The organism is bacterium (genome assembly GCA_035549195.1).
Classification (GTDB): Bacteria; Oederibacteriota; Muellerivitia; order Muellerivitales; family Muellerivitaceae; genus DASZRK01.
On the sequence record DASZRK010000076.1, the window covers coordinates 92905 to 103699 of the forward strand.

At 61.2% G+C, this 10795-nt stretch carries 10 protein-coding genes; 1 reads left to right on the plus strand and 9 read right to left on the minus strand.

The window, feature by feature from the left end:
• Nucleotides 1-15: 15 nt before the first annotated feature.
• Nucleotides 16-801 carry a TIGR00282 family metallophosphoesterase gene (locus tag VHE12_13770; GenBank protein HVZ81850.1) on the plus strand — a complete coding sequence of 262 codons (786 nt, stop codon included), beginning with the start codon at nt 16-18 and terminating at the stop codon, nt 799-801.
• 6 nt (nt 802-807) lie between these two features.
• On the opposite strand, the gene VHE12_13775 is transcribed toward VHE12_13770, so the two are convergent.
• The 9 genes from VHE12_13775 to VHE12_13815 form a co-directional block, all read right to left on the minus strand.
• Entirely contained in the window at nt 808-1980 is a 1173-nt protein-coding gene (locus VHE12_13775) for a hypothetical protein (protein HVZ81851.1), read from the minus strand.
• The gene (locus VHE12_13780; GenBank protein HVZ81852.1) at nt 1977-2564 is read right to left on the minus strand and encodes a hypothetical protein; all 588 of its coding nucleotides are present in this window, start codon (nt 2562-2564) and stop codon (nt 1977-1979) included. The genes VHE12_13775 and VHE12_13780 overlap by 4 nt, the downstream gene beginning before the upstream one ends.
• An 87-nt stretch (nt 2565-2651) precedes the next feature.
• Entirely contained in the window at nt 2652-3947 is a 1296-nt protein-coding gene (gene hemL, locus VHE12_13785) for a glutamate-1-semialdehyde 2,1-aminomutase (GenBank protein ID HVZ81853.1), read from the minus strand.
• A 36-nt stretch (nt 3948-3983) separates the two neighbouring features.
• The gene (gene hemB, locus VHE12_13790; protein ID HVZ81854.1) at nt 3984-4955 is read right to left on the minus strand and encodes a porphobilinogen synthase; all 972 of its coding nucleotides are present in this window, start codon (nt 4953-4955) and stop codon (nt 3984-3986) included.
• A 70-nt stretch (nt 4956-5025) separates the two neighbouring features.
• Nucleotides 5026-6564, minus strand: a complete 1539-nt coding sequence (gene cobA, locus VHE12_13795) for a uroporphyrinogen-III C-methyltransferase (GenBank protein HVZ81855.1) — start codon at nt 6562-6564, stop codon at nt 5026-5028.
• Complete coding sequence (gene hemC / locus VHE12_13800) at nt 6558-7496, minus strand: hydroxymethylbilane synthase (GenBank protein HVZ81856.1); 939 nt, start codon at nt 7494-7496, stop codon at nt 6558-6560. The genes cobA and hemC overlap by 7 nt, the downstream gene beginning before the upstream one ends.
• A 1-nt stretch (nt 7497) precedes the next feature.
• Nucleotides 7498-8775: a glutamyl-tRNA reductase gene (gene hemA, locus VHE12_13805; GenBank protein HVZ81857.1), complete on the minus strand. Its 1278-nt coding sequence runs from the start codon at nt 8773-8775 to the stop codon at nt 7498-7500.
• A 12-nt stretch (nt 8776-8787) separates the two neighbouring features.
• Nucleotides 8788-9606 carry a cytochrome c biogenesis protein CcsA gene (ccsA, locus tag VHE12_13810; GenBank protein HVZ81858.1) on the minus strand — a complete coding sequence of 273 codons (819 nt, stop codon included), beginning with the start codon at nt 9604-9606 and terminating at the stop codon, nt 8788-8790.
• Between the two features lie 130 nt (nt 9607-9736).
• Nucleotides 9737-10795 (minus strand): NADH-quinone oxidoreductase subunit N (locus VHE12_13815; GenBank protein HVZ81859.1); only part of this gene is annotated, 1059 nt, incomplete at its 5' end.

Sequence of the window (10795 nt, forward strand, 5' to 3'; positions counted from 1 at the left end):
GGTTAGAAAGACTTCATGAACATCCTGCTCATCGGTGACATCATCGGGAAACCCGGCCGTCACGCCGTGCACAACTGCATGGGACGGATCAAAGGGGATCACAAGATCGATTTCGTGGTGGCCAACGGGGAGAACCTGGCGGGGGGCGCCGGCATCCAACCCGATTCCTTCAAGGCCATCCTGGAAACGGGCGTGGATGTGGTGACCAGTGGCAACCACATTTGGTCCAAGAAGGAAGTGAAGGAGATCCTGGGACACGACGTTCGGCTCTTGCGGCCGCATAATTACCCGCCGGGGAATGCGGGAACGGGCCTGGGGATCTACGACTGCCAGGGGATACCGGTGGCGGTGCTCAACCTCATGGGCCGCACCTTCATGAACATCAATTTGGATTGCCCTTTCCGGGCCGCCGACAAGGCCATCCAGGAGATCGGGAGCCGGGCCAAGGTCATCCTGGTGGATATGCACGCCGAGACCACCAGCGAGAAACGGGCCATGGGTTGGTATTTGGACGGCCGGGTCTCGTCGGTCACGGGGACCCACACCCACATCATGACGGCCGACGAGGAGATCCTACCGGGGGGAACGGCCTACTTGACCGACATCGGCATGTCGGGCTCGCCCAACTCGGTCATCGGGATGAAACAGCCCCAGGTGCTCTCGCGTTTCATTTCCGGGGCACCCTCCCGCTTCGAGGTTTCCGAGGAACTGCCCTATCTTTTCCAGGGGGTGGTGGTGTCCGTCGATACCATGACAGGCAAGGCGACCCGGATCGAACGGATCCGCCAAACGGTCAACTGACCCGGATCACTTGATCTCGCTGCGCAGGTCCATGGAATCATTGGAAACGGGAGCGGGGGTCGGGACCGGCGTCGGCCGGACCTCCGACTTCGGGACGGCTTTCCCCTTTTTCCGCACCGTCGAAGTCTTCTTCGCGGCCGCCTTCTTCTTGGCGGTCTTGGCTTCCTTTTCCAACTTGGCCTTCAGCCGCGGGTAATAATGCCTGGCCGACTTGGTCCTCGGATCGATCGCCAGGGCCTTTTTATAACATTCGAGCGCTTTGCGGTCGTGATCCTTCACCTTATGGGCGTGAAATTCGTAGATGACCCCCAGGGTGGCATAGGCTTCCGCGTATTTGTAAGGATGCTTGTGTTTCTCCTTCAAGTTCAAAGACTTGCGGAGCGCCTTCATGGCCACCGGATGGTTCCCCGCCAGGAAGGCTTCCATCCCGATGTCGTAATATTTTTTGCTCTCTTCCACCGAACTCACCGGTTCATTGTCGATCACAGGAATAGGCGTCGCGGTGGGTCCATCGAGGGAAATGACCTGGGCGGGCCCCGGAGTGGGTGTATCCGTGACCATCGGCATCATCGTGACCGTCGGGCTCGGCGAAGCCGGGACTGGGGTCGCCGTCGGGGGAAGCGGCGTAGGGGTCGGGGTCGCCGCCGGTTTGAGGTCGATGGAAAAGCTCAACCCGGCCCGGGCGTCCACATATTGGAGCGAATTGGGATCGGTGAACCAATGACTGCCGACCGCTACATCGAGGAAAATCGGTCCGGCCATATGGACCCGGCTTCCCAACCCGGCCTTCAAGTGGATCGGACCTCCGTTGGAACCGAGGTTCAGCCCGGTGGCGCCGAAAAGATACGGCGAGAATTTCTGGATCCCGTTGTCCCAAGGAAAGAGCCGGCCTTCCAGGTCGAGGGTCAGGATGGAAAAGGTCGAGCTCGAGAAGAAGCCTTCGGTCTGCAGGCCCAATCCGATGGAGGCCATCGACGCCGGGTTCCATTCCGCGAGGAATTCACCGCCAATGGCATCGGTGGTGCTTTGGGTCAATCCCAAGGGTTGGACCGGGGTCCCATAATCGCCGAAAAGGCTGATGCTAAGGGGCGAAACCTCGGTAGCACCCAAAGGAACGGCCCCCAGGAAGGCCAAGCACAAACCAGCTGCGGTTCCCCGGAGCTTGGCGCCCAGCATCATTTGCCCTTCTTGATCAGACGCTGCACTTCTTTGAGATGCCGCAGGGCGGTCCGATTCTTTTTCTCGTAGTGCAGTGCCAGTTTGTAATAGTGCAGCGCCTTATCGTAATGAATGACCCGGAACTGGTAGATGACCCCCAGCATCGCCGCGGCCTCGGCGTAATAGAACTTCTGGGTATAGGGGTCGTTCATCTCGAGGGCTCTCTTCAATTCACGAATGGCACTGTCGTAATCCTGCTCCTGGTAGTTCTTGATGCCCGCCGCGTAAACATCCTTCATCTTGAGGGTTCCATGGACGATCTGGGTGGTCTCGGCGGGTTCTTCCTCGGACTTCTTGTCCTGACCTGCTTCCGGCTCCACCGTGACCTCGGCGGTCGGGGTCGGTTCGGCCTTCATTTCAGGAACGGGGCTGGGGTGGGTGGTCTCCAGAACGGGTTGGGCGGTCGGCACAGCGGTCGGTTGGGAAGCCGGGGTCGGACCTCCGTCCCCCAGGTCGATCTCCGTATCGGCCCAGGCGTGAATGGCCGAAAGACCCGCCCCCAGTAAGAGGATGACGAAGAGTTGCCGGACCATGGGATATTTCACGGGAAACCTCCGGGATGAATGCAGGAATTTTATCAGGATTCAGGCCGAAAACCGACCCTTTACTTGCCTCCCCGGCCCTTAGGCCGGTTATCGGAGGCTGCGAAGGCTCTCCCCTGCCGCTCGAACGATCTTTTTGAGATGCTTCCGGGACAAAGCCGTGGAGAAGAACATGGCTTCGAACTGGGAGGGGGGTAAGTAGATCCCCCGTTCAGCCATGGCCCAAAAGAACTTGGAATAACGCTCCCGGTCGCTTTTCTTGGCCTGTTCGTAATTTTCGACGGGGCCTGTCTGAAAGAAAAGGGTGGCCATGCTCCCCACCCTTTGGAAGCATCCCGGGATATCGGACGATCTTAGGGCCCGGCGGATGCCCTCTTCGACGAAAGCGGCGGATCCCTCCAGTCCTGTATAGACCACAGGATCGGCGAGTGCCTTCAAAGTGGCGATCCCGGCGGCCATCGCCACGGGATTCCCCGACAAGGTTCCCGCCTGATAGACCGGACCCTCGGGAGCGACCTGTGCCATGAGGTCCGCCCGGCCGCCATAGGCGCCGACCGGCATCCCTCCGCCGATGATCTTTCCCAAGGTGGTCAGGTCGGGCCGAACCCCATAGAGGCTTTGGGCGCCGCCATAGGCAACCCGGAAACCTGTCATGACCTCGTCAAAGATGAGGAGCGCGCCATTCAGTTGGGTCGCTTCCCGCAAACCCTGGAGGAATCCCGGTCTTGGGGGGACAAGTCCCATATTCCCCACCACCGGTTCCACGATGATGGCGGCGATATCATCGAATTTCCTGAAGGCAGCCTCCACCGCACCCAGGTCGTTGTAAGGAAGGCTCAAGGTGAGGGCGGCCAGCTCTTCGGGAACTCCCGGGCTATCGGGAAGCCCCAAGGTCGCCGCACCGCTGCCCGCCGCCACCAGCAAACTATCTCCGTGGCCATGGTAACAGCCATCGAACTTGATGATGCGCTTGCGCTTGGTCGCTGCCCGGGCCAAACGGATGGCACCGAGGACCGCCTCGGTCCCGGAACTGACGAACCGGATCTTTTCTATGGAAGGAAAGGCCTTCTTGACCAGCAGGGCCAGGTCGGTCTCCAGGGACGAGGGTGCCCCGAAGCTCAGGCCCTTGCGGATGGTCCTCCGTACCGCGTTCAGGACCGACTTTTCCCCATGGCCCAGGATGAGGGGACCCCAGGAACCCACGAGGTCGATATAGCGGTTCCCATCCGCGTCGATAAGGTAAGGGCCTTTGCCCCGGGCGATGAAGATCGGGCTCCCGCCCACACCCTTGAAGGCGCGCACAGGGCTGTCCACCCCGCCGACAAGGTGCCTTTGGGCCTCAGCGAAGAGTTTCTTGGAGTGATCGGTCGAAAAACCTTTTTTCATGGCTTGTGCCTTTGGGTGATGGACTGAGCGTCCCGCTTACCGGAAAAAACGGGCCGCTTCCTTGGCCCAATAGGTGATGATCCGGTCCGCTCCTGCCCGTTTGATGGCCAAAAGGCTCTCACCCATCGCGGTCTCCTCGGAAAGCCAGCCCATCTTGGCGGCGGCCTTGACCATGCTGTATTCACCGGATACGTGGTAAGCCCAGAGGGGCGCCCGGAAGCGGTCCTTGGCGCGGGCGATGATGTCGAGGGCGGTCAAGGCCGGTTTCACCATCACGGCATCCGCACCCTCTTGGATGTCCAATTCGATCTCCCTTAAGGCTTCCCGGGCATTGGCCGCGGACATCTGGTAGGTCCTGCGGTCCCCGAAGGAAGGCGTCGAATCGGCGGCGTCGCGGAAAGGTCCGTAGAAACAGGTGGCGAACTTGGCGGCATAGCTGAGGATGGGGGTTTGGGTGAATCCACCCCTGTCCAAACCCTGGCGGATGGCGGCCACCCGTCCGTCCATCATGTCGGAAGGGGCCACCATATCGGCCCCCGCCTCGGCGTGGGAAAGGGCGATCTTCTTGAGCAGCCCCAGGGTCTTGTCGTTGTCCACATCCCTGCCCGAAAGGATGCCGCAATGGCCATGGGAGGTGTATTCACAGGCGCAGACATCGGTCAGGACCGCCAGGTCCGGTGCCTCTTTTTTGAGGAGACGGACGGCCTTTTGAATGACGCCGTTCTTGGAATAGGCGGAAGTGGCCCGGTCGTCCTTGCGCTTAGGGATCCCAAAAAGAAGCACACCGGGGATGCCCACCTGGTGGGCGGAGAGGGCCTCCTTCACCAAGGACCGAAAGCCGTGACGTTCGATCCCCGGCATGGAACCGATGGGGTCGGACCCCTTGAGGTCCTCGGAAACGAAAAGGGGGAGGATGAAGTCCTTCGGGCCCAGGCGCGTCTCTTGGAAAAGACCGCGCAGGACATGGTTCTTCCGGAGGCGGCGCAGGCGGTGGGTGGGGAAACTCATGGGCTCTCTTTCGGGACGGTCACGGGATCTCGAGGCGACCTCAGTTTAAATTAAGCCATTTCCCAAGGCATCACTTCTTATCCCTTTTTTTCGCCCATCGGCCGATGGCGTCCACCAGATGATCCAGCGTATAGACCTTGGGCTGGGCCACCACCCGTCCGCCCCATTGGCGCACGGTCGCCCCCGTGACCGGGCCGATGACCGCCGCCGGCACTTGGGCCAGCCAGCGTTCCCGCTCGGCCGGGGTAAAGGCGCCATAGAAGTGTTCGGCCGCCGAGGAGGAAGCGAAGGTCAAAAGATCCACCCCTCCCTCGTCCTTGAAAAGGCTCCGCAATCGCCGGACCGCTCCCGGCGGGACATGGTTCTCATAGAGAGGCAGCAGATCGCAAGGGACCCTTTGGGCCCGGAAGAAGCGTTGGAGCACATCCCGTCCCTCCTTCGCCCGGATGAAAAGGACCCTTTGGCCCCGAAGGTCCATCCGGCGGAAGGCATGGACGAGCCCTTCTTGTTTGAAGTCCTTGGGAACAAGGGATGGGACCAGCCCCGCAGCCCGGGCCGCCTTAGCGGTGGAAGGTCCCACGCAAGCGATTGAAACCGGCCGGAGGCGGGAAAGGGGAAAACCCAGTTGTTGGAAGGCCTCCTTCAAGAACTCGACCGCGGGCGCGCTGGAAAGAACGATCCAATCATAATCCAAGGCTCCTTCCAGAAGCCGTCGGTCGCGCGGGCCCAAAGGTAGGGGTCTCAGTTCGATGGTGGCGGCCTCCACCACTTCAGCCCCTTTTTCCTTGAGCATCTGGGTCAGGGGGCCTGCCTTCATCAGGTTCCGGGTCACTAGGACCCGCAATCCTTTGAGCGGACGATGGGCTTCCGGGTCCAACCATTTCGAGAGGGCGACCACCTTCCCCAGGACCAGGATGGCCGGCGCCTGGAGCTTGGCCCCGTGGACCTTGGCCGCGATATCGGAAAGGACCCCCCGCACGCTCTTCTGATGACGGGTCGTCCCTTTTTGCACCACCGCAGCTGGAGTCTTGGGGTCCATGCCGTGGGAAAGGAGCCGCCGGGAAACTTCCGGCAGGGTGTGAAGGCCCATCAAGAAGACCAGGGTTCCCCGGTCCCGGGCCAGGTGGGCCCAATCGATCTGGCTTCCAGGCTTGTCCCCCGTTTCATGCCCGGTGACCACGGTAAAGGACGCGTTCATGCCCCGGTGGCTCAAGGGGATACCTGCCGCCGTGGGAACGGCATAGGACGAAGAGACCCCCGGGACCACCTCGAAAGGGATCTTGCGGGGAACGAGGGCCAACAGTTCTTCCCCACCCCGTCCGAAGACGAAGGGGTCACCGCCCTTGAGGCGGACGACTTTTTTCCCCTGGAGGGCATATTGGACCAGCTTGCGGTTGATCTGGGCTTGGTTGAGTGCGCCTTTCTTGCCCCGGCTCCCCCGAAAGATCCGGAGGGCTCCGGGCGGCGCATGCTCGAGGAGGTCCGGATGGACCAAGGCGTCATAGAGGACCACGTCCGCCTGGGAGAGGACCTCGCGGCCCCGCAGGGTCAAGAGGCCCGGATCGCCGGGACCGGCGCCCACCAGGAACACCCTTCCTTTCTTTACCAAGAGGCCCTCCCGAAACCATTAAGGATCTCCTGCGCCCCATTGGCCAAAAGGTTCCGGGCCAATTCCGTCCCCAGACCCCGGGGATCTTTCGGGTCCCCCTTCCGCGACCCACGCATGACCTGCTCGCCGCTGGGTTGGGCCACGACCCCGGATAGGGTCAGGATACCGTCCTGTAAGGTCGCCAAGGCCCCGACCGGGATCCGGCACCCGCCCAAAAGGGTCTTAAGGAAAGCCCGTTCGGCTTCGGCACATGTCCGGGTGGGGACATCGTCCAGTTCGGTAATCTTCTCGGCCATTTCCTTGTCGCGCTCCAGAAGGGTGACCGCCAATACGCCCTGGGCCGGGGCCGGAAGCATCCATTCCGGATCCAACCATTCGGTGGCCTCCGCCCCCCGCCCCAATCGTTTGAGACCCGCCCCCGCCAAAAGGACGGCCTCCATTTCCCCTTGAGCCATCTTGCGAAGGCGGGTGTCCACATTCCCCCTCAAGGGGACCACTTGCAGGTCCCGGCGGGCCGCACGGACCTGGGCTTCCCGGCGCGGCGAACTGGTCCCGATCCGGGCCCCTGCGGCAAGCTCATGGAACCGCTTGCCGTCCCGGGAAACCAGAACGTCCCGCGGGTCCTCGCGTTTGAGGAAGGCGCCATAATGAATGCCGGCCGGCAACACCGTGGGTACATCTTTGAGGCTGTGGATGGCCATGGCCACCCGGCCTTCCAGAAGGGCCTCATCCAATTCCTTGGTGAAGACCCCTTGAGGCGGCTCGCCTTCCGGGCCCACCTCCGCTTCTTTGGCCGAAAGCCGGTCACCCAGGGTCTTGACAACCTCCAGGACCACTTCATCCCTCGGGAACAATGGCGCGATCAGGTCGCGGACCATGCCCGCCTGGGCCAGGGCCAGTTCACTGCCTCGGGTACCGACCAGGATCCTCACGCTATTCCCTGCCCTTGGACCGCAGAAAGACCTCTTCCAACATCCGCGCAAAACCATAGCGGTCGCTTGGGTCCTTGACCTGCTTGAGGTTCACCGATGGCTCATGCAGGAGGCGCTGGGTCAGGTCCCGGGAAAGACGCTCCAAAGATCGTCTTTCCTTTTCGGTCAATTGGGCGTTCTTGCGGAAAAAATCGTCCAACTCGGCCTTGCGGATGGCTTCGAAATGCTCCCGGAGACGCACCACCACAGGCACCAATTCGAGGGACGAAAGCCATTGGGCCAGATCGGACACCTCTTCGCGGAGGATCACCTCGGCATCCTCGACCGCCTTCCGGCGTTGGGCCCGGTTCGATTCGGCGATACGGGACAGGTCGTCGATATTGTAGAGATAGACCGAATCAAGCTTCCCCGCCTCCGGATCGATGTTGCGCGGCACTCCCAGATCGATCAGGAACAGGGGACGCCCCTTGCGGGCGCGCATGGCGCTTTCCACTGCTCCTTTTTGGAGCCAACCAGGCATGGTGGAAAGTGAGACCAACACGATATCGACATTCTCCAGGTGGCCCAGCGCACCCTCCAAGCCCAAGGCCTCCCCACCCAGGCGCGCCGCCAGGGCCTTGGCCTTGTCCAAGGTCCGGTTGCCGATGAAAAGATGCTCCATCCCTGCGTCCACCAGGTACTTGGCCGTCAATTCCCCCATCTCGCCCGCTCCGACCAGCAGGGCCGATTTTTCCCTCAGGTCGGCGAAGATCTTGCGGGCCAGGTCCACCGAAACACTGGAAACATTGACGGGTGAACGGGCGATATCGGTCTGGGTCCTCACCCGCTTGGCCGCGGCAAAGGCCCGCTCAAATATCCCGTGGAAGGCCGAGCCGACGGTCCCCGCCTCCTGCGCGCCTTGGAAGGCCTCCTTGACCTGGCCCAAGATCTGGGCTTCCCCCACCACCATGGAATCCAGCGAGGCCGCCACCCGGAAAAGGTGCAGGAACCCCTCGGTCCCCTCGTGATGATAGAAGAACTTCTTGGCCTCGGCGGGCTTCAACTTATGGTAATGGGAAAGGGCTTCCCTTACCTCCTCCAGGCACCGCTCCGGATGGGGGGTGTTGAGATAGAACTCCACCCGGTTGCAGGTGGAAAGGAAGACCGTTTCAGGGGCATGGGGCCTCAAGCGGGCCAGGACCTCCGCCACCCCTTCGGGCGGAAGCGCATATTTCTCGCGCACCGAGATGGGCGCGGTCACATGGTTCAATCCGTAAGCGATGAACTTCGCAGGTTCCATTGGATCGGGCCCCTAGAATCCGTGGGGGGCGTTCAAAAGGACCTTCACGCCCACGAAAGTGAAAAGCGCCAACAGATAGCCCGCCATGACCAACACCATGGAGCGGCGGCCCCGCATCCGGAGGCTCCAGCGAAGGATGAAGAAAAGACCATAAATGCCCAATACGAGAAAGGACCCCAGGATCTTGGGATCGCTCCAAGGCAACCGGTCCCAGACTTCATAGGCTTCCCAAGTTCCCAAGGACAATCCGGCCAGCCAAAAGAGGAACCCCAAGCCGATGTAGAAAACGGTCAAACGGTCCAGGGCCTCCAAGGCCGGTAAAGGAAGGGTCAAGGCCCCTGGACGGTGTTGTTTCAGTTGCCCGTCCTGGACCCAGAAGGCCACCCCGACCCCGAAGCCCAAGGTGAAATGGGAGAACCCCAGGAAGGTCAGGAAAATATGGCTCGCCAATCGGTCGGTCATCAGGGCCTTGTCCATGAGCGGCATGGGGGGCAAACCGGTAATGAAGGCGAAAAGGGCCATCAGGAAAAGGAAGGGTGAAAAGAGAGAGAGCAAGACCCCCACTGGGGTCTTCAGACGCCCCACCAAAAGGGCCGCCGTCAAGGAAAAGGACAAAGCGGAGAGGATACCGTCCAAGCTGACAAGGGGGGCCACCCCCTCCATCCAACCTTTTAAAAGCAGGAGCGTCCCTTGAAGGGCCAACCCGGCCATGAGCCAGCGGGCGGCGGTTCGGTCGGACTGGAGGTCCTGGTCCCGGTAGAACCGGAAGGAATACCAACATCCCACCCCATAAAGGACCACCGTCAGGAAAAGAAGGATGGGAATGGCCATGGGACCTCCTGGGGCCTAGGGATCGGACCCACAATCTAATCCCTTTTTAACCGCGGGACAATGCGGCCTACGGGACCCGGAAAACAAAAAACCCCCGTGCCCCAAAGGGCCGGGGGTCCTTACCGATGGCTTAGAAAAGCGAGGTGGCGGCCCATTGGGCCAGGTCCATGATGGGCCGGGGCCAGAACCCCAAGGTGACCGTCGTCAGGATCGAGACCAAAAGGACGACACTTTCCAAGGGGGTCACGGGCACCGGCGATGGATCCTTCGGTTCGGAGACCAGTGCCTGCCGTGCCACTTGAAGATAGTAATAAAGCGAGATCACGCTGAAAACCATGCCCACCAAGGCCAGCCAGGTATAGCCCATATGAACAGCGGCGCCGAAAAGGTACCACTTCCCGGAGAACCCGGCAAAAGGCGGCACGCCGGCCAGAGAAAGCAGGCCCACCAAAAGGACCACCCCAATGAGGGGAGAACGCTTCCAGACGCCGGCCACATCCTCGATACGGTCACTTCCCGTTTTCGCATAAAGGATCGCGATGGCCAGGAAAACACCCATGTTGGCGAAGAGATAGACGAAGAGGTAGAAGAGGACGGCCGTAAGGCCCAAGTTCCCGCCCGCCAGGAAGCCGGTGGAAATATAGCCCGCCTGGGCGATGGAAGAATAGGCCATCAGGCGTTTCAAGCTCTGTTGTGGGATGGCTTCCAGGTTCCCCAGGATGATGCTCAAGACCGCCAGGACGGCGAAAAGGCCCTCCCAAACCGAAAGGGTCGATGAATTGGAAAGCCCCACCCAAAAGATACGGGTGAAGGCCGCGAAGCCCGCGGTCTTGGAGACCACCGAAAGGAAGGCGGTGACGGGAAGGGGTGCCCCCTCATAAACGTCGGGGGTCCACATGTGGAAGGGCGCCAGGGAGATCTTGAAGCTCAATCCCCCGATGACCAGGATGACCCCCAGTACCAACAAAGGGGTGGTCGGCTGGGCCGCCAGGGAGCGCGCCAAGTTGGCCAGGACCGTCGTTCCGGTCAAACCGTAAAGGTATGAAAAACCCAAGAGCATGGCCGCCGAAGAGAAGGCGCCGAGGAGCAGGTATTTCATCCCCGCCTCGTTGCTGGCTTTGTCCTTCTTGAGAAAGGAGGCCAAAAGGTAGCTGCTGACCGTCAAGGTCTCCAGGGAAACCCAAAGGGT